Raw genomic sequence first — 16,810 nt, 5'->3', positions numbered from 1 at the left:
CGACAACCCGGGAAACGACGATCCCCGGAGACGCCCGATGCCCGCCAAGATTTCCCGCGCGACCTATGCCGACATGTATGGGCCCACGACCGGCGACCGGCTGCGGCTGGGCGATACCGAGATCATCATCGAGGTCGAGCGCGACCTGACGACCTATGGCGAAGAGGTCAAGTTCGGCGGCGGCAAGGTGATCCGCGACGGCATGGGCCAGAGCCAGGCCACCCGGGCCGAGGGCGCGGTCGACACCGTGATCACCAATGCGCTGATCCTCGACCATTCCGGCATCTACAAGGCGGACGTCGGCCTGAAGGGCGGGCGGATCCACAAGATCGGCAAGGCCGGCAACCCCGACACGCAGCCCGGCGTCGACATCATCGTCGGCCCCGGCACCGAGGCGATCGCGGGCGAGGGCCGGATCCTGACCGCGGGCGGCATGGACGCCCACATCCACTTCATCGCCCCCCAGCAGATCGACGATGCGCTGCATTCGGGGATCACCACGATGCTCGGCGGCGGCACCGGCCCCGCGCATGGCACGCTCGCCACCACCTGCACGCCGGGGCCATGGCACATCTCGCGGATGCTGCAGGCGCTCGACGGCTTCCCGATGAACTTCGGCCTCTCGGGCAAGGGCAACGCGTCGCAACCGGCGGCGCTGGTCGAGATGGTGAAGGCCGGCGCCTGCGCGCTGAAGCTGCACGAGGACTGGGGCACCACGCCCGGGGCCATCGACTGCTGCCTGTCGGTGGCCGACGACATGGACGTGCAGGTGATGATCCACACCGACACGCTGAACGAATCGGGCTTCGTGGAAAACACGCTGGCCGCGATCAACGGCCGCACGATCCACGCCTTCCACACCGAAGGCGCGGGCGGCGGCCATGCGCCCGACATCATGAAGGTCGTCAGCTCGCAGAACGTGTTGCCGTCCTCGACCAACCCGACGATGCCCTACACCCGCAACACGCTGGAAGAGCATCTGGACATGCTGATGGTCTGCCATCACCTCGACAAGTCGATCCCCGAGGACGTGGCCTTCGCCGAAAGCCGGATCCGCAAGGAAACCATCGCGGCCGAGGACATCCTGCATGACATGGGCGCCTTCTCGATCCTGTCCTCGGACAGCCAGGCGATGGGCCGGGTGGGCGAGGTCGTGACCCGCACCTGGCAGACCGCGCACAAGATGAAGGTCCAGCGCGGGCGCCTGTCGGACGAGACCGGCGACAACGACAACGTCCGCGCCAAGCGCTACGTCGCGAAATACACGATCAACCCCGCGATCGCGCATGGGCTTTCCCACGAGATCGGCTCGGTGGCCGAGGGCAAGCGCGCCGACCTCGTGCTGTGGAACCCCGCCTTCTTCGGCGCCAAGCCCGAGATGGTGCTGGTCTCGGGCACCATCGTCGTGGCGCAGATGGGCGATCCCAACGCCTCGATCCCGACGCCGCAGCCGGTCTACACCCGGCCGATGTTCGGATCCTTCGGCCGCTCGGTCGCGCATTCGGGTGTGCTCTTCACCTCGGCCGCGGCCGAGGCAGAGGGCATCCGCGCCGCCTACGGACTGACCAAGGAGGTGCTCGCGGTGAAGGGCACCCGGACCGTCACCAAGTCCGACATGGTCCACAACTCGGCCACCCCGCAGATCGAGGTGAACCCCGAAACCTACGAGGTTCGCGCGGATGGCGAGTTGCTGACCTGCGAGCCGGCGGTCGAACTGCCGCTGGCCCAGCGGTATTTCCTGTACTGACCGGGGTTTTGCCGGCCTGACGGCCGGCAGCCTCCGGCGGGGATACTTGGGCCAATGAGAAAGCGGGCAGGGCGGCGCGGCTCTTGAAGGATGCGCATGGGATGCGCATATTAAGCGCATCGACTACGGGCTGACAGGAGGCCGGTCATGAGCGTGCGTCTGAACCTCGTCCTCTCGGACGATCTGAATGCCGAGATCGAGAAGGTCGTCTCGTCCAGCGAGACCAACAAGAGCGAGATCATTCGCAAGGCCCTGCAGATCTTCCTGGCCGCGCAGGAAGGCAAGAAGAACGGGCTGAAGCTGGGTCTCGTCGACGGGCAGAGCCGGATGATGCAGACCGAGTTCATCGGCCTGTGACCGCGCCGTGACCTCGACCATCAATCTCGAGGCGCCGCCGGCGGGGCACAGCGTCACCGCCTCGATGAAGCCCGACGAGCTGCCGGGCGAGGTGCGGGTGCGCCTGTTCAAGGAGGTCGTGCTGTTCCTGCTGGCGATCGCCTTCGTGGGCATCGTCATGTGGATCTGCATCGACACGATCCGAACCCCCGCGGCCTCGGCCGACGAGAAGAAATGGGCGATGTCGGTGATCGCCGCCGCCGCGGGCGGCACCATCGGCTATCTGGTCCGCAAGTAGCCTGCCCGCGACGGCGGGCTTGCCTGCGGCTGACGTTTCGACTATTCCCGAAATATGGACAAGACACGCGCACTCTCCGCCCTCTCGGCGCTGGGCCAGGAAGCCCGGCTGGATGTCTTCCGCCTGCTGGTGGTCGCGGGCCCCGAAGGGATGCTGGCGGGCGAGGTCGCCGAGGCGCTGGGCGTGCTGCCGAACACGCTGTCGAGCAACCTCTCGATCCTGCTGGCGGCGGGCCTCGTCACCCGCGCGCGCGAGGGGCGGGCGCTGCGCTATGTCGCCGATCTCAAGGGCATGGAGGCCCTTGTCGGCTACCTGATGGAAGATTGCTGCGGCGGCAGGCCCGGGCTCTGCGCGCCGCAGGGTCTGGCCTGCGCCTGCTGAGGGGGAAGACGCAATGACCTTCGACGCGCCGCGCCGGCTGGTGGCCGAGGCGCTGGGCACGGCCCTGCTGGTGGCCACGGTGGTGGGATCGGGGATCATGGCCGATGCGCTGTCGCCCGATGACGGGGTGGCGCTCTTGGGCAACACGCTGCCCACCGGCGCGATCCTCGTGGTGCTGATCACGCTCTTGGGCCCGGTCTCGGGCGCGCATTTCAACCCGGTCGTCACCGCGGCCTTCGCGCTGCGCCGCGAGATCGGCTGGGGGCTGGCGCTGGGCTATATGCTGGCGCAGGTCGCGGGCGGGCTCGCGGGCAGCCTGCTGGCGCATGCGATGTTCGAGCTTCCGGTGTTCGAGATCTCGCAGAAGCTGCGCTCGGGCGGCGGGCAGTGGCTGGCCGAGGGCGTGGCAACCTTCGGGCTGATCGCCACGATCCTTGGCGCTCTGGCGCTGAAGGTGCAGGCGATCCCGGTGCTGGTCGGCCTTTATATCACCGCAGCCTACTGGTTCACCGCCTCGACCAGTTTCGCCAATCCTGCCGTCGCCATCGCCCGCGCCTTCACCGACACTTTCGCCGGCATCCGCCCCGCCGATGTCCCCGCCTTCATTCTGGCCGAAGCCGCGGGGGCGCTGGTCGCGCTTGCCGTCGCAGGCTGGCTTTTTGCGCCGCTGGCCGCGGCACCGACCGAAAGGACCGACCCGTGATCGTCATCTATCACAACCCCGGCTGCGGCACCTCGCGCAATGTCGTCGAGATCGTCCGCGCCGCCGGCGAGGAGCCGGTGATCGTCGAGTATCTGACCGAGGGCTGGACGAAGCCGCAGCTGCTGGGCCTGTTCGCCGCTGCCGGCCTCACCCCGCGTGAGGCGCTGCGCGTCTCGAAGACCCCGGCCGCCGAGATGGGCCTGACCGCACCCGACATCACCGACGAGGCACTGATCGCGGCGATGGTCGCGCACCCGGTGCTGGTCAACCGCCCGATCGTCTGCGCGCCGAAGGGCGTGCGCCTCTGCCGGCCCTCCGAGACGGTGCTGGACCTTCTGGACCGCCTGCCGCCCGGCCCGCTGGCCAAGGAGGATGGCGCGCTGATCATCGATGCCGAGGGGAACCGCGTTGGCTGACCCGACCCCCGAGCATTTCCGCGCCCCCGACGCGCAGGCCCTGTTCCCTGCCGAACGGCGCGAGGATCCGCCGCGGATCCTGCTGCTTTACGGCTCGCTCCGCGCCCGCAGCTTCAGCCGGCTCGCGGCCGAGGAAGCCGCGCGCATCCTGCAAACCCTCGGGGCCGAGACGCGGTTCTTCGATCCCGCCGGCCTGCCGATGCCCGACGGCGCCCCGGCCGAGCATCCGAAGGTGGCCGAGCTGCGCGGGCTGGTCGAATGGTGCGACGGCATGGTCTGGTCCTCGCCGGAACGCCATGGCGCGATGACCGGGCTGATGAAGGCGCAGATCGACTGGATCCCGCTGTCGATCGGCGCGGTGCGGCCGACGCAGGGCAAGACGCTGGCGGTGATGCAGGTCTCGGGCGGGTCGCAAAGCTTCAACGCCGTCAACCAGCTGCGCATCCTCGGGCGCTGGATGCGCCTGCTGACGATCCCCAACCAGTCCTCGGTCGCCAAGGCCTTCCAGGAGTTCGACGAGGCGGGGCGGATGAAGCCCTCGCCCTATTACGACCGGATCGTCGACGTGATGGAGGAGCTGGTGAAATTCACGCTCCTCACCCGCGACATCCGCGAGCATCTCGTCGACCGCTATTCCGAGCGCAAGGAGACCGGCGAGGCGCTGATCGCCCGCGTCAACCGCACCGCCTCCAGCTAGGGGCGCTGCGGCGCCGCGTCGGGTCGTCCGGCCCGATCACGCAAGACGATCATGCAGGGGCGTGCCGCCCCCGGAGCGGGGACCGTCGTCTGCCCCGGTCACGAGGTCTGGTCGCGGTGTCAGGTCCCTCTGCCGGGGGGCTCGGCCGGACCAAGCGCGCGGCCCGCTCCCGGGGGGCGGGGCCACCGCCCGGGCCGCAGGGTCCGTCACTCGGCCGCCAGCCGCATCGCCTTCGGCTGGGCCAGGAACCGCGCCCCGGCCTCGCCCGCCAGCCAGGTCAGCCGGCCGCCGCAGATCGTCGCCTCGACCGCGCGGGTCTCGGCATTGACCACGGTCACGTCGGCGCGGCGGCCATGGTCCAGCCGGCCGCGGTCGGGCATCCTCAGGATCTCGGCCGGGCGGGCCGAGATCATCGCCCAGGCCTCGGGCAGGGTCTTCAGCCCGCGGTCGACCAGCGCCCAGGCGGCCTGCGCCAGCGCCGGGTAATAGTAGTCCGACACCAGCGCATCGCAGAGCCCGACCTCGATCAGGTCGGTCGCCGCGATGTTGCCGGCCTGGCTGCCGCCGCGCACCACGTTCGGCGCGCCCATCAGCACCGGGTCGTTCATCGCCTTCGCCGCCGCCGCCGCCGTCCGCCCCGTCGGGAACTCGGCGATCCGCGCCCCGATCATCGAGTAATGCTCGCGCGTATCGCCATCGGGGTCGTCATGGCTGCCATAGACCACGCCCAGCCGGTCGAAGGCCTCGGCCAGCCGGCACAGGTGCCGCGGCACCTCGCGCGCCCGCGCCGAGGCGGCCGAGACCGCGCGGCCATGCGCCTCGGGCGAACGGCCGAGCTTCTGGGCCCAGACCGCGAAATCGCCGGGGCGGTCCGCCTGCATCTCGACCGCCTGGGCGAGATGGTTGTTGAACACCACATAGCCCACGCGGTGCTTTTCGACCGCCGCGATCAGCCGGTCGGCAGAGCCCACCATATGCGTCTCGGCCCGGATCTGCACCCGCAGGTCGGTCAGCTGCGTGGGGCGCAGCGCGTCGAGCGCGGCCAGAAGATGCTCGCAGGCCTCGGGGCCGCGGGGGCCGCCCTCCCAGCTCCAGCCCTGAGCGAGGAACGCCGTCGTCACCCCGTTCGCCGCCGCCTCGCGATCGGCCGAGGCCAGCCCCTGCACGATGTCGAAGCTGGCCGAGGGGCGGGGTGTGATGTGGCGCTCGAAGGCGTCGCCATGCAGGTCGATGATGCCCGGCAGCAGGTAGAAGCCGGTCATGTCGACCTCGGGCAACGGCCCGCGCGTGATCCTGCCGCCCTCGAGGGCAAGGCTGCGGCGCTGCATCACGCCGTCGCGAAGGATCTCGGCGCCGGTCAGGCGCAGCGGGGGCAGGAGCGACATGGGGATCTCTTGGTCTGGCTGCTCGGTCGGTGGGGACGTTTCTTGACCACTGTGGATAACGCCCTTCTGTGTCGCCGATGTGAAGCCTGCGGGCCGGGACTCGCGATCAGGGGTCGGGCGCCACCGTCAGGGTGATGCGGTCGCCCGCGAACCAGGTGCGGCCGTATTCCACCGGCCGCCCCTCGGGGTCGATGTTGATGCTGACCGCGCGCAGCAGCGGATCGCCCTCGCGCAGGCGCAGGTGCCCGGCCTGGATCGCATCGGCCCGCGTCGCGGTCAGCCGCGTCTCGGCGCGGGTGTAGTCGGCGATGCCGATCGCCCGCAGCGCCTCGGTGATCGAGGCGCTCGCGGCCAGCGCCGCCCCCAGCTCCGGATAGCGCCCCGCCGGGAAGGCCGAGCGGAACCAGGCCAGCGGCTGGCCGTCGATCAGCGAGATGCCCTCCATCACATGCACTTCGTCGCCCTCGGGGATCTGCAGCGCCTCGGCCTCGCGCGGGTCGGCGGGACGGCTGATCAGCGACAGCGTCTCGCGCCCGGCGGTGCGGCCGGCGGCGGCAAGGTTCTGCTTCAGCCGCGTTCGCCGCCCGACCGGGTAATCCACGGGCCGCGCCGCGACGAAGACCCCGGCGCCGCGGCGGGCATGCACCATCCCCTCGTCCGCCAGATCGGCCAGCGCCCGGCGCACCGTGTGGCGGTTGACGCCGAAGCGCGCCGACAGCTCGGCCTCTGTCGGCAGCTTCTCGCCCGGCGGGAAATGGCCCGAGGCGATCTCGGCCGACAGCGTCTTGTGGATCGCCGACCAGAGGGCGGTGCGCGGCATCGGGGGCTCCTGTCATCAGAACTTCATGCGGTTCCGGTTGGTGCGGGCTTGGCGACTCGCCCCGCCCGGGTTAACTGTTGTCTAGTTGTATAGATACTTCGACAACTCCGGCAAGATGTCGGATGCGGGAAAGGCGAAGCGGATGGGGCAGGCGGACGGGACCTTGGCGCGGCACGCATGGATGGGGCTTCTGGCCCGGTCGCAGCCGGGCCGGCTGGCCGCGGCGGTCGAGGCTTTGGGGACGCCCCCGGGGCATGACTGGCTGCGGGCGCCCGAGGTGGGTGCGGTGATGGTGCGCGGCCGGGTCGGCGGCGCGGGCGCGGCCTTCAACCTTGGCGAGATGACGGTGACGCGTTGTGCGCTGCGGCTGGCCTCGGGCGAGGTGGGGCATGGCTATGTGCAGGGCCGTGACAAGGCCCATGCCACCCGCGCGGCGCTGGTCGACGCGCTGCTGCAGGGCCCCCGCGCGGCCGAGGTCGAGGCCGGCGTGCTGGCCCCCCTGCGCGCCGACGAGGCCGCCCGGCGCGACCTGCGCGCCGCCAAGGCCGCCGCGACCCGGGTCGAATTCTTCACGTTGCAGAGGGGAGAGGACTGATGGCCGCACCCGCATCCGTCGAGGCGCTGACCGGCGGTTTCGACGACCCGCCGCGCGGCTCGGCCCGCGCCTTCCGCGAGATCCTCGAGGCGATGGCCAGACCCGGCACGATCCGCCACGTCGCCGGGGCCACGCCGCCCGCCGGGCTCTCGCCCGCCGCCGGGGCCGCGCTGCTGGTGCTGGCCGACCGCACGACGCCCGTCTTCCTTGCCCCCGGCCATGACGGGGTGATGATCCGGGACTGGCTCGCTTTCCACACCGGCGCGCCGGTCGCAGCGCCCGAAGGGGCGTCCTTCGCGCTGGGACGCTGGCCGGCGCTGGCGCCGCTCGACCGCTTCCCCCTTGGTGATCCGGCCTATCCCGACCGCTCGGTGACGCTGATCGTCGAGATGGACGGCCTGTCGCCCGAAGGCGCGCGGCTGACCGGCCCCGGCATCGAAACCGAGGCGCGGCTGAGCCTGCCCGAAACCGCGGCCTTCGCCGCCAACCGCCGCCTGTTCCCGCTGGGGTTCGACGTCCTTCTCACCTGCGGAGACGCCCTCGCGGCGCTGCCCCGCACCACCCGCGTGGAGGCTGGCTGATGTATGTCGCGGTGAAGGGTGGCGAACGCGCCATCGAGAATGCCCATGCCTGGCTGGCCGAGGAGCGCCGCGGCGATCCCGCGCTGGCCGAGATGTCGGTGGCCCAGATCCGCGCGCAGCTGGCGCTGGCGGTGAACCGGGTGATGGCCGAGGGCTCGCTCTACGATCCCGATCTGGCCGCGCTGGCGATCAAGCAGGCGCGGGGCGACCTGATCGAGGCGGTGTTCCTGATCCGCGCCTATCGCACCACGCTGCCGCGCTTCGGCGCCTCGCGGCCCGTCGAGACCGGGGACATGGCCTGCATCCGCCGGATCTCGGCCACCTTCAAGGACGCCCCGGGCGGGCAGGTGCTGGGTCCGACCTTCGACTACACGCACCGGCTTCTGGACTTCAAGCTGGCGGCCGAGGGCGGCGATCCGCCCGCCGCCGCGCTGGGGGAGCCGGCGCCGGGTCCGGTGCCGCATATCCTCGACTTCCTCGACCGCGACGGGATGATCGAGCAGGAGCCGCGGTCCGACGCGACCCCGCGCGACCTGACGCGCGAGCCGATGGAGCTGCCCGCCGACCGCGCGCTGCGGCTGCAGGCGCTGACGCGGGGGGACGAGGGCTTCGTGCTGGGGCTCGCCTATTCGACGCAACGGGGCTACGCGCGCAGCCATGCCTTCGTGGGTGAGCTTCGCATCGGAACCTGTTCCGTCGACGTGGAAATCCCGGAACTAGGCTTCTCGGTCGAGATCGGCGAGGTCGAGCTGACCGAATGTGAAACCGTGAACCAGTTCAAGGGTTCGAAGACCGAACCGGCCCAGTTCACAAGGGGTTACGGGCTGACCTTCGGGCAGACCGAGAGGAAGGCGATCTCGATGGCGCTGGTCGACCGCGCCCTGCGCTGGAAGGAGCTGGGCGAAGACTTCGTCGGCGCCCCCGCGCAGGACGAGGAATTCGTGCTGATGCATTGCGACTCGATCCAGGCGACCGGGTTCCTCGAACATATCAAGCTGCCGCATTACGTCGACTTCCAGGCCGAACTGGAACTGGTGCGGCGCCTGCGGGCCGAGGCCGAGCAGGCCAAGTGGAAGGAAGCTGCGGAATGACTCACATCGACACCATCGTCTTCGACATCGGCAATGTTCTGGTCCATTGGGACGCGCACGCCGCCTACGAGGAGCGTCTGGGCAGCCGCGCGGCGGTGCAGGACTTCTTCGATCGCATCGACTTCCCGGCGCGCAACCTGCGCGGCGACGCGGGCGAGACCTTCGCCGAGGTCTCGGAGGGCGTCGAGGATCCTGCGGATGCGGCGCTGCTGGCCGAGTATCCGGCGCTTTATGCCCGCACCATCGAACGGGCGATCGAGGGCACCTGGGCGCTGATGGACCGGCTGCGCGCGAAGGGGCACGCGATCCACGCGATCACCAACTGGTCGGCCGAGACCTGGCCGGTGGGCGTCGCGGTGCATCCGCGGCTGGGCTCTTCGTTCGGGACGCTGGTCGTTTCGGGACGCGAGCGGATCATCAAGCCCGACGCGCGGATCTTCGCGCTTCTGTGCGAACGGGCGGGCGTCGCGCCGGAGCAGTGCCTGTTCATCGACGACAGCGAGAAGAACGTGATCGGCGCCCGCGCGGCCGGGATGGCGGCGCATCATTTCACCGGGCCCGAGGGGCTCGAGGCCGACCTTGTCGGACGGGGGCTGCTGTGAACGCCGAGACCGCCGACGAAGGTTACAACTTCGCCTATCTGGACGAAGAGACCAAGCGGATGATCCGCCGGGCGCTGTTGAAGGCGCTGGCGATCCCCGGCTACCAGGTGCCCTTCGCCAGCCGCGAGATGCCGATGCCCTATGGCTGGGGCACCGGCGGCGTGCAGGTGACGGCCGCCTGCCTGACCCCCGAGGACCGGCTGAAGGTCATCGATCAGGGCGCCGACGACACCACGAACGCGGTGTCGATCCGGAAATTCTTCGAACGCACCGCCGGGGTCGCCGTCACCGAGGCCACGACGGAGGCCAGCGTGATCCAGACCCGGCACCGCATTCCCGAGCAGGCTTTGGCCGAGGGGCAGGTGCTGGTCTATCAGGTGCCGATCCCGGAGCCGCTGCGGTTCCTGGAGCCGCGCGAGACCGAGACGCGGAAGATGCACGAGCTCGAAGAATACGGGCTGATGCATGTGAAGCTTTATGAGGACATCGCGCGGCATGGCGAGATCTCGACCGCCTATGCCTATCCGGTGAAGGTCGAGGGGCGCTATGTCATGGACCCCTCGCCGATCCCGAAGTTCGACAATCCGAAACTGTCGGGCAATGCCGCGATCCAGCTGTTCGGGGCGGGGCGCGAGCAGCGGATCTATGCGGTGCCGCCCTATACCACGGTGGTGAGCCTCGATTTCGAGGACCATCCCTTCGTGGCCTCGAAGGCCGATCACGACTGCGACCTGTGCGGGGCGGGCGAGAGCTATCTCGACGAGGTGATCACCGATGATGCGGGCGGGCGGATGTTCGTCTGTTCGGACACGGATTTCTGCGGGCAGCGGCGGGCGGCGGGGCATCTGGGCCGGCTGGCGGCGCCGCTGGAGGGCGCGGCATGAGTATTTTTGCCAAGCCGAAAGGGGCAGGGCGCGCCCCTGTCGGAGCGGCGGGGCGGTGGCGGCCGGTCGCCGTGGATATTTTTGCCAATGCGAATGGGGAAGAGCCCGCTTTTCTCGAAGCGGCGGGCGGGGGGCGGCGCTGCGCCGTGGACATTTGGACAAAGTCGAGGGACAGGGCGCGCGCGGTCTGCCGGCGGGTCGGGATCTTCGGGAAGGGAGCCGCGGCATGAGCGGGTCGGATGTGCCGCTGTTGCGGGTCGAGGGGATCGAGAAGCGCTATGGCGCGCGGATCGGCTGTACCGGGGTCAGCTTCGATCTCTGGCCCGGCGAGGTGATGGGGATCGTGGGCGAGAGCGGCTCGGGCAAGTCGACGCTGCTGTCCTGCCTGGCCGGGCATCTGGCGCCAGATGCGGGGCGGGTGGTCTTCGACACCCGCGACCGCGGGCCCGTCGACACGGTGACGATGTCCGAGCCGGCGCGGCGGATGCTGGCGCGCACAGACTGGGCCTTCGTCCACCAGAACGCGCGCGACGGGCTGCGGATGAACGTCTCGGCCGGCGGCAATGTCGGCGAGCGGCTGATGGCGGTGGGGGCGCGCAACTATGGCGCCATCCGCGACGAGGCGCTGGACTGGCTGGGCCGGGTCGAGATCGCCGGCGAGCGGGTGGACGACCGGCCCTCGGCCTTCTCGGGCGGGATGCAGCAGCGGCTGCAGATCGCACGCAACCTGGTGACCGGGCCGCGGCTGGTGTTCATGGACGAACCCACGGGCGGGCTCGACGTCTCGGTGCAGGCGCGGCTTCTGGATCTGATCCGCGGGCTGGTGCGGCGGCTAGGGCTGTCGGCGATCATCGTCACCCATGATCTGGCGGTGGTGCGGCTGCTGGCCGACCGGCTGATGGTGATGAAGGACGGCCGCGTCGTCGAGACCGGGTTGACCGACCAGGTGCTTGACGATCCGCAGCATGGGTATACGCAACTGCTGGTCTCTTCCGTCCTGCAGGTGTGATCCCCATGATGTTCGCCTATGTCCGCGGCCCGAAGGGCCTGACCCCGCTGCCCCAGGGCGCGCCTCTCGAAGAGGCGCTCTGGATCGACCTCTACCGCCCGCAGCCCGAACAGGTGCGCGCGGTCGAGGCGCTGGGGCTGGAGGTGCCGACGCTGGCGGACATGGAGGAGATCGAGATCTCGAACCGGCTCTATCGCGAGGATGGGGTCGATTACCTGACCGTGGTGCTGACCGGTGCCGACCTGGAAAAGCGCCAGACCTCGGGGCCGGTGACCTTCATCCTGACCCAGAACCGGCTGGTCACCGTGCGCCACCACGCGCCGCGGCCCTTCGAGACCTTCCCCGAGCGCGCGGGCCGGTCGACCGCCGGCTGCGCCTCGCCGCACCGGGTGTTCCTGGGGCTGATCGAGGAATGCGTGGCGCGGGCGGCCGATATCCTCGAGGGGGCGGGGCGCGGGCTCGACCAGGTCTCGGTCACGGTGCTGGGCAACGAGGGCGGGCGGGCCAAGCACCTGCAGAAGGCGCTGGCCGACATCGCCCGGCTGGGCGAGACCGTGGGCCGGGTGCGGCTGGCGCTGCTGACCTTCGAACGGGCGCTGTCCTTCTTCGGCGCGCTCGACCATGCGCAGGGGCTGGAGGTGCGCGGGCTGGTGAAGGCCGAGATGCGCGACATTCAGGCGCTGGCCGTCCATGCCGACTTTCTGGCCGGTCGGGTCAGCTTCGCGGTCGACGCGACGTTGGGCATGATCAACCTCGAACAGAACATGACCGTGCGCATCCTGTCGGTCGTCGCGGCGCTGTTCCTGCCGCCGACGCTGATCGCCTCGGTCTACGGCATGAACTTCACGAACATGCCGGAACTGACGCAGCCCTGGGGCTACCCGCTGGCGCTGGCCCTTATGGCCGGCTCGGTGGGGGCCACCTGGATATTCTTCAAGATCAAGCACTGGCTCTGACCAGGGAGACACACCCATGACCACCCCCGCGATCCTTCTGTCCGGCGTCGCCAAGACCTTCACGCTTCACAACCAGGGCGGCGCGGTGATCCCGGTGATGCGCGGTGCCGAACTGAGCGTGGCGCCCGGCGAATGCGTGGGGCTGGTCGGCGCCTCGGGCGCGGGCAAGTCGACGCTGATGCGGATGGTCTGGGGCAACTATCTGGCCGCGGCGGGCTCGATCCGGGTCTGCGGGACCGAGCTGGTGGGCGCGACCCCGCGCGAGGTGCTGGCGCTGCGCCGCGAGCGGCTGGGCTATGTCAGCCAGTTCCTGCGCGTGGTGCCGCGGGTGCCGACGCTGCAGGTGGTGGCCGAGCCGCTGCTGGCCGCGGGCGCCGGCGAGGCCGAGGCGGAGGCCGCCGCCGCGGCGCTGCTCGCGCGGCTGAACATCCCCGAGCGGCTCTGGCAGCTTTCGCCCACCACCTTCTCGGGCGGCGAGCAGCAGCGGGTGAACATCGCGCGCGGCTTCGTCCGCCCGGTGCCGGCGCTGCTGCTGGACGAGCCGACCGCCAGCCTCGATGCCGCGAACCGCGAGGTGGTGCTGACGCTGATCGAGGAGGCCAAGGCGCGCGGTTCGGCGATCCTGGGCATCTTCCATGACGAGCCGGCGCGGGCACGGGTCTGCGACCGGCTGGTCGACGTGACCGGCTTCGCGCCGCAGCTGCAATGAGCGCGGTCTTCGCCATCGTCGGGCCCTCGGGCGCGGGCAAGGACACGCTGATCGCGGCGCTGGTGGCTGCACGGCCCGGGCTGCACGTGGTGCGCCGGGTCATCACCCGGCCGGAAAGCGCCGGGGGCGAGCCCTTCGAGGGCGTGACCGAGGCCGAGTTCGCGCGCCGCCGCGCCGCGGGGGGCTTCGCGCTCGACTGGCAGGCGCATGGGCTGCGCTACGGCATTCCCGCCGCGACCTCGGGCGCGGTGGCCGAGGGGAGGACGGTGCTGTTCAACGGCTCGCGCGCGATGCTGGCCGAGGCCGCGCGCGTCTTTCCCGGCCTGCGGGTGCTGGTGGTGACGGCGCCGGCGGCGGTGCTGGCCGAGCGGCTGGCGGCGCGTGGCCGCGAAAGCCGCGCGGACATCGCGGCGCGGCTGGCGCGAGCCGGGGCCTATCCGCTGCCCGAGGGCCTGCCGGTGGTGACCATCGACAATGGCGGGGCCCTGCAGGCGGCGGTGGCCGAGGCCCTCGCCGCGCTGGAGCCTCAGCCCGAAACGCAGGCGAAGGGGTAGCGGTGCAGCAGGTGGAAGCGCCCGTCCTCGGCCTCGCCGAAGATGCAGATGTCCTCGACCACGAAGGGCGTCGGCAGGATCGGGGCCAGCACCGGTTCGAGAACCTTTGCCAGTGCCTCGGCCCCGGCCTCGTCGGCCAGCGCGCCGGTCAGGGTCAGGTGGAAGCGGAACTCGTCCATCACGTAGGGATAGCCCCAGCGGTCGAGAAGCGCCTTCTGCGTCGGGTTCAGCTTGGCCGCGTGTCGGCGCAGGATGTCCTCGGTGGTCAGCGGCGCGCGCCAGGGGTCCAGCTCCTTGACCAGCGTCGCAGCAAGGCAGCCGAGCCCCGCCGTGTCGCCCACGGGCACCAGCGCCAGGAACTTGCCCAGCCGCGCGAGCCGCAGCCCCTCCATGCGGACCGGGGCGAGACCCGCCGCCAGCCGCGCCACGGCCGCGCAGAGCCGCTCGGGCGCGGCGCCGTCGACCAGCCGGAATGGTGGCTTCAGCGTGCCGTGGAAGCCGTACTTGCGCGGGGCATCGGTCAGATCCTCGACCGTGGCCGGCAGGCCGGGCAGGGCCGGGTGCGGGCGCTCGGTGCCGGTGGCGGCATCCCAGCCCAGCCAGCTGGCGGTGAAGGTTGCGAGAGGCCCCGCGGGCGGGGCCCAATAGACTGCGTATCTTCGGAAGGTATTCATTCGCCGCTCGTTATCGGGCCGGTGTCACCGTTCTGTGACAGCAGCCCCGTAAAAGCCGGCATTTCTCCCCGGACGCCGGCCTCGCCCCCTGAGAAGGACAGTGGCGCGGCCCTCCCTCAAGGACCAGACCATGACTGACATCCTCTTCGCCAATGCCCGCATCGTGCTGCCGGAAGACACGATTCTGGGGATCCTCTGCCTGCGCGACGGGCGGATTGCCGACATTTCGGAGGGCGGAGCGATTCCCGAAGGCGCGACCGACTGCGGCGGCGATTTCCTCGCGCCCGGGTTGATCGAGCTGCACACCGACAACCTCGAGCGTCACATCCAGCCGCGCCCCGGCGTCGACTGGCCCCACGCCGCCGCCATCGTCGCCCATGACGCGGAACTGGCGGGCTGCGGCATCACCACGGTCTTCGACGCGATGCGCGTGGGCTCGATCCCCGGCAAGACCGGCGATTACGCGAAATACGCGCGCGGCCTTGCGACCGAGCTGGCGCAGATCCGCGCCCGCGGCGGCCTGCGCATCACCCACAAGCTGCATCTGCGGGCCGAGGTCTGCTCGGAAACCCTGACCGCCGAGCTGGCGGAATTCGACGCGGGCGACGAGGTGGGCATCGTCAGCCTGATGGACCATACCCCCGGCCAGCGCCAGTTCCGCGACCTGTCGAAGCTCGAGCAATACGTCCGCGGCAAGCGCGGGATGAGCGAGGCCGAATTCGCCGATCACGTCACCAAGCTGCACGGCCTGCGCGAGACCTATGGCGCGCAGCACGAGGCGGCGACGGTCGCGCGCGCCCGCGCGCTGGGCGCAACCTTGGCCAGCCATGACGACACCACGGCCGAACAGGTCGCGACCTCGGCCGGTTACGGCATCCGGCTGGCCGAATTCCCGACGACGCTCGAGGCCGCGCGGGCCTGCCGTGCCGCCGGGATCGCGGTGATGATGGGGGCGCCGAACCTGATCCGGGGCGGGTCGCACAGCGGCAACGTCGCGGCGCGCGATCTGGCCGAGGCGGGGCTGCTGGACGTGGTGTCCTCGGACTACGTTCCGGCGGCGCTGCTGTCGGCGGCGGTGCTTCTGGGCGATCTCTGGGACGACCTGCCGCGCGGCCTTGCGACGGTGACCGCAGCCCCCGCCGCCGCCACCGGCCTGACCGACCGCGGCCGCATCGCACCGGGCCTGCGCGCCGACCTGATCCGCTTCGCGCGCATCGAGGGCACGCCGGTCCTGCGCGAGACCTGGGTCGCCGGCCGCCGCGTCGCCTGAGCCTTTCGGCTTGGCATGATGATCCACGGGGGCGGCCGATCGGGGCGCCACCGGTTCAAGAGCCGGCCGATCGCGGGGTGCGCAGCCCCCGGCCGCCGCTGACAGGAGCCTTGCGATGGACCCGTTCTCGACCCCCGGCCGCTGGCTGCGCGGCAACCTGCACTGCCATTCCGACCGTTCCGACGGCGCGCTGCCACCGGCCGAGGTCTGCCGCCGCTATGCCGCGCAGGGCTACGACTTCCTCGCGCTGACCGACCATTTCGTCGGCCGCTTCGGCTATCCGATCACCGACACGCTGCCGTTCCGCAGCGGCGATTTCACCACGCTGCTGGGGGCAGAGCTGCATTCGGGGGCGATGGTGAATGGCGAGCTGTGGCACATCCTCGCGGTGGGCCTGCCGCCCGACTTCGCGCCCTCGCAGTCCCCCGACTTCCGCCCGGTGCCGGGGCAGGAGAGCGGGGCCGCGCTTGCCGCCCGCGCGCGTGCTGCCGGGGCCTTCGTCGCGATCGCGCATCCGCACTGGTCGGGCCTGACCGAAGCCGACGCGGCCGCGATCGAAGCCGCCCATGCGGTCGAGGTCTACAACCACGGCTGCGCGGTCGAGGCCGACCGCGGCGAGGGCTTCGCGCAGGCCGAGCACCTGCTGAACGCGGGCCGCCGCCTGACGCTGATCGCGACCGACGACGCGCATTTCCACATCGACGACCATTTCGGCGGCTGGGTGATGGTGAAGGCCGCAGCGAATGCGCCGGCGGCGATCCTTGCCGCGCTGAAGGCGGGCGCCTTCTACAGCACGCAGGGCCCCGAGATCCGGGCGCTGTCGCGCGAGGGCGACGCGCTGCAGGTCGAAACCTCGCCCGCCGCCTCGGTGATCGTCGCAGGGCAGGGCACGCCGACGGTCTGGCGCTCGGCCGAGGCGGGCACGGTGTGGACCCTGCCGCTCGACCGCCTCGCGGCGAGCCCCTGGCTGAGGGTCACGGTGACGGATGCTGCGGGCCGCCGCGCGTGGTCGAACCCGCTCTGGCGCTGACATCGATCAGGGGCGCCCGACCGCGGGGGGGCCGCCGATCGGGAGGCCATTTGTCCGTGGACCGATCGGCGG

Annotated in this window: 21 protein-coding genes; 18 read left to right on the top strand and 3 right to left on the bottom strand. The window is 70.8% G+C overall.

Going from position 1 to position 16,810, the window contains the following annotated elements; all coding sequences use genetic code 11:
* Positions 1-37: 37 nt before the first annotated feature.
* From ureC to arsH, 7 genes are all read left to right on the top strand, one after another.
* A complete protein-coding gene (ureC, locus tag V8J36_RS05985; RefSeq protein ID WP_336466365.1) occupies positions 38-1,747 on the top strand; it encodes an urease subunit alpha in 1,710 nt (569 codons plus the stop codon).
* Positions 1,748-1,894: 147 nt separating this feature from the next.
* On the top strand, positions 1,895-2,104 hold the full coding sequence (locus V8J36_RS05980; RefSeq protein ID WP_336466364.1) for a hypothetical protein: 210 nt from the start codon (positions 1,895-1,897) through the stop codon (positions 2,102-2,104).
* Between the two features lie 7 nt (positions 2,105-2,111).
* Positions 2,112-2,381 (top strand): hypothetical protein, encoded by a 270-nt coding sequence (locus V8J36_RS05975; RefSeq protein WP_336466363.1) that lies wholly within the window; start codon positions 2,112-2,114, stop codon positions 2,379-2,381.
* Between the two features lie 54 nt (positions 2,382-2,435).
* The gene (locus V8J36_RS05970) at positions 2,436-2,762 is read left to right on the top strand and encodes an ArsR/SmtB family transcription factor (protein ID WP_336466362.1); all 327 of its coding nucleotides are present in this window, start codon (positions 2,436-2,438) and stop codon (positions 2,760-2,762) included.
* Between the two features lie 13 nt (positions 2,763-2,775).
* Positions 2,776-3,465, top strand: coding sequence for an MIP/aquaporin family protein (locus V8J36_RS05965; RefSeq protein ID WP_336466361.1), 690 nt, complete (start codon positions 2,776-2,778; stop codon positions 3,463-3,465).
* Complete coding sequence (gene arsC, locus V8J36_RS05960; protein ID WP_336466360.1) at positions 3,462-3,881, top strand: arsenate reductase (glutaredoxin); 420 nt, start codon at positions 3,462-3,464, stop codon at positions 3,879-3,881. The genes V8J36_RS05965 and arsC overlap by 4 nt, the downstream gene beginning before the upstream one ends.
* Positions 3,874-4,578 (top strand): arsenical resistance protein ArsH, encoded by a 705-nt coding sequence (gene arsH, locus V8J36_RS05955; RefSeq protein ID WP_336466359.1) that lies wholly within the window; start codon positions 3,874-3,876, stop codon positions 4,576-4,578. Before arsC ends, arsH begins: the two co-directional genes overlap by 8 nt.
* A gap of 206 nt (positions 4,579-4,784) precedes the next feature.
* On the opposite strand, the gene V8J36_RS05950 is transcribed toward arsH, so the two are convergent.
* On the bottom strand, positions 4,785-5,963 hold the full coding sequence (locus tag V8J36_RS05950) for an alpha-D-ribose 1-methylphosphonate 5-triphosphate diphosphatase (RefSeq protein WP_336466358.1): 1,179 nt from the start codon (positions 5,961-5,963) through the stop codon (positions 4,785-4,787).
* Between the two features lie 106 nt (positions 5,964-6,069).
* Complete coding sequence (phnF, locus tag V8J36_RS05945) at positions 6,070-6,783, bottom strand: phosphonate metabolism transcriptional regulator PhnF (RefSeq protein ID WP_336466357.1); 714 nt, start codon at positions 6,781-6,783, stop codon at positions 6,070-6,072.
* Positions 6,784-6,925: 142 nt separating this feature from the next.
* On the opposite strand from phnF, the gene phnG reads away from it, so the two are divergent.
* From phnG to phnN, 9 genes are all read left to right on the top strand, one after another.
* The gene (phnG, locus tag V8J36_RS05940) at positions 6,926-7,378 is read left to right on the top strand and encodes a phosphonate C-P lyase system protein PhnG (protein ID WP_336466883.1); all 453 of its coding nucleotides are present in this window, start codon (positions 6,926-6,928) and stop codon (positions 7,376-7,378) included.
* On the top strand, positions 7,378-7,959 hold the full coding sequence (gene phnH, locus V8J36_RS05935; RefSeq protein WP_336466356.1) for a phosphonate C-P lyase system protein PhnH: 582 nt from the start codon (positions 7,378-7,380) through the stop codon (positions 7,957-7,959). The genes phnG and phnH overlap by 1 nt, the downstream gene beginning before the upstream one ends.
* The gene (locus tag V8J36_RS05930; protein WP_336466355.1) at positions 7,959-9,050 is read left to right on the top strand and encodes a carbon-phosphorus lyase complex subunit PhnI; all 1,092 of its coding nucleotides are present in this window, start codon (positions 7,959-7,961) and stop codon (positions 9,048-9,050) included. The genes phnH and V8J36_RS05930 overlap by 1 nt, the downstream gene beginning before the upstream one ends.
* On the top strand, positions 9,047-9,652 hold the full coding sequence (locus tag V8J36_RS05925; RefSeq protein ID WP_336466354.1) for an HAD family hydrolase: 606 nt from the start codon (positions 9,047-9,049) through the stop codon (positions 9,650-9,652). Before V8J36_RS05930 ends, V8J36_RS05925 begins: the two co-directional genes overlap by 4 nt.
* On the top strand, positions 9,649-10,536 hold the full coding sequence (locus tag V8J36_RS05920) for an alpha-D-ribose 1-methylphosphonate 5-phosphate C-P-lyase PhnJ (RefSeq protein WP_336466353.1): 888 nt from the start codon (positions 9,649-9,651) through the stop codon (positions 10,534-10,536). Before V8J36_RS05925 ends, V8J36_RS05920 begins: the two co-directional genes overlap by 4 nt.
* A gap of 226 nt (positions 10,537-10,762) precedes the next feature.
* A complete protein-coding gene (gene phnK, locus V8J36_RS05915; protein ID WP_336466352.1) occupies positions 10,763-11,545 on the top strand; it encodes a phosphonate C-P lyase system protein PhnK in 783 nt (260 codons plus the stop codon).
* Between the two features lie 5 nt (positions 11,546-11,550).
* A complete protein-coding gene (locus tag V8J36_RS05910) occupies positions 11,551-12,501 on the top strand; it encodes a magnesium transporter CorA family protein (RefSeq protein ID WP_336466351.1) in 951 nt (316 codons plus the stop codon).
* A 16-nt stretch (positions 12,502-12,517) separates the two neighbouring features.
* Positions 12,518-13,210, top strand: coding sequence for a phosphonate C-P lyase system protein PhnL (gene phnL / locus V8J36_RS05905; protein ID WP_336466350.1), 693 nt, complete (start codon positions 12,518-12,520; stop codon positions 13,208-13,210).
* The gene (phnN, locus tag V8J36_RS05900) at positions 13,207-13,764 is read left to right on the top strand and encodes a phosphonate metabolism protein/1,5-bisphosphokinase (PRPP-forming) PhnN (RefSeq protein ID WP_336466349.1); all 558 of its coding nucleotides are present in this window, start codon (positions 13,207-13,209) and stop codon (positions 13,762-13,764) included. The genes phnL and phnN overlap by 4 nt, the downstream gene beginning before the upstream one ends.
* Here the strand turns inward: phnN and V8J36_RS05895 are convergent.
* Positions 13,737-14,438: a DUF1045 domain-containing protein gene (locus V8J36_RS05895; RefSeq protein ID WP_336466348.1), complete on the bottom strand. Its 702-nt coding sequence runs from the start codon at positions 14,436-14,438 to the stop codon at positions 13,737-13,739. The genes phnN and V8J36_RS05895 overlap by 28 nt on opposite strands.
* A 100-nt stretch (positions 14,439-14,538) precedes the next feature.
* On the opposite strand from V8J36_RS05895, the gene V8J36_RS05890 reads away from it, so the two are divergent.
* On the top strand, positions 14,539-15,708 hold the full coding sequence (locus tag V8J36_RS05890) for an alpha-D-ribose 1-methylphosphonate 5-triphosphate diphosphatase (RefSeq protein WP_336466347.1): 1,170 nt from the start codon (positions 14,539-14,541) through the stop codon (positions 15,706-15,708).
* A 115-nt stretch (positions 15,709-15,823) separates the two neighbouring features.
* Positions 15,824-16,738: a PHP domain-containing protein gene (locus V8J36_RS05885; RefSeq protein WP_336466346.1), complete on the top strand. Its 915-nt coding sequence runs from the start codon at positions 15,824-15,826 to the stop codon at positions 16,736-16,738.
* Positions 16,739-16,810: the final 72 nt, after the last annotated feature.

It is taken from the genome of Frigidibacter sp. MR17.14 (assembly GCF_037095735.1).
Taxonomy (GTDB): domain Bacteria; phylum Pseudomonadota; class Alphaproteobacteria; order Rhodobacterales; family Rhodobacteraceae; genus Frigidibacter.
Note: the sequence above shows the minus strand (reverse complement) of the source record. Positions and strands in the feature narration are given on the sequence as shown.

Excerpts from the sequence above, each read along its gene's own strand:
- V8J36_RS05895 (WP_336466348.1), bottom strand. The coding sequence starts at position 14,438 with ATGAATACCTTCCGAAGATACGCAGTCTATTGGGCCCCGCCCGCGGGG.
- V8J36_RS05925 (WP_336466354.1), top strand. The coding sequence starts at position 9,047 with ATGACTCACATCGACACCATCGTCTTCGACATCGGCAATGTTCTGGTC.
- phnL (WP_336466350.1), top strand. The coding sequence starts at position 12,518 with ATGACCACCCCCGCGATCCTTCTGTCCGGCGTCGCCAAGACCTTCACG.
- phnK (WP_336466352.1), top strand. The coding sequence starts at position 10,763 with ATGAGCGGGTCGGATGTGCCGCTGTTGCGGGTCGAGGGGATCGAGAAG.
- V8J36_RS05970 (WP_336466362.1), top strand. The coding sequence starts at position 2,436 with ATGGACAAGACACGCGCACTCTCCGCCCTCTCGGCGCTGGGCCAGGAA.
- ureC (WP_336466365.1), top strand. The coding sequence starts at position 38 with ATGCCCGCCAAGATTTCCCGCGCGACCTATGCCGACATGTATGGGCCC.
- V8J36_RS05930 (WP_336466355.1), top strand. The coding sequence starts at position 7,959 with ATGTATGTCGCGGTGAAGGGTGGCGAACGCGCCATCGAGAATGCCCAT.
- phnN (WP_336466349.1), top strand. The coding sequence starts at position 13,207 with ATGAGCGCGGTCTTCGCCATCGTCGGGCCCTCGGGCGCGGGCAAGGAC.
- V8J36_RS05965 (WP_336466361.1), top strand. The coding sequence starts at position 2,776 with ATGACCTTCGACGCGCCGCGCCGGCTGGTGGCCGAGGCGCTGGGCACG.
- phnG (WP_336466883.1), top strand. The coding sequence starts at position 6,926 with ATGGGGCAGGCGGACGGGACCTTGGCGCGGCACGCATGGATGGGGCTT.
- V8J36_RS05885 (WP_336466346.1), top strand. The coding sequence starts at position 15,824 with ATGGACCCGTTCTCGACCCCCGGCCGCTGGCTGCGCGGCAACCTGCAC.
- V8J36_RS05980 (WP_336466364.1), top strand. The coding sequence starts at position 1,895 with ATGAGCGTGCGTCTGAACCTCGTCCTCTCGGACGATCTGAATGCCGAG.
- V8J36_RS05950 (WP_336466358.1), bottom strand. The coding sequence starts at position 5,963 with ATGTCGCTCCTGCCCCCGCTGCGCCTGACCGGCGCCGAGATCCTTCGC.
- phnF (WP_336466357.1), bottom strand. The coding sequence starts at position 6,783 with ATGCCGCGCACCGCCCTCTGGTCGGCGATCCACAAGACGCTGTCGGCC.
- V8J36_RS05910 (WP_336466351.1), top strand. The coding sequence starts at position 11,551 with ATGATGTTCGCCTATGTCCGCGGCCCGAAGGGCCTGACCCCGCTGCCC.
- phnH (WP_336466356.1), top strand. The coding sequence starts at position 7,378 with ATGGCCGCACCCGCATCCGTCGAGGCGCTGACCGGCGGTTTCGACGAC.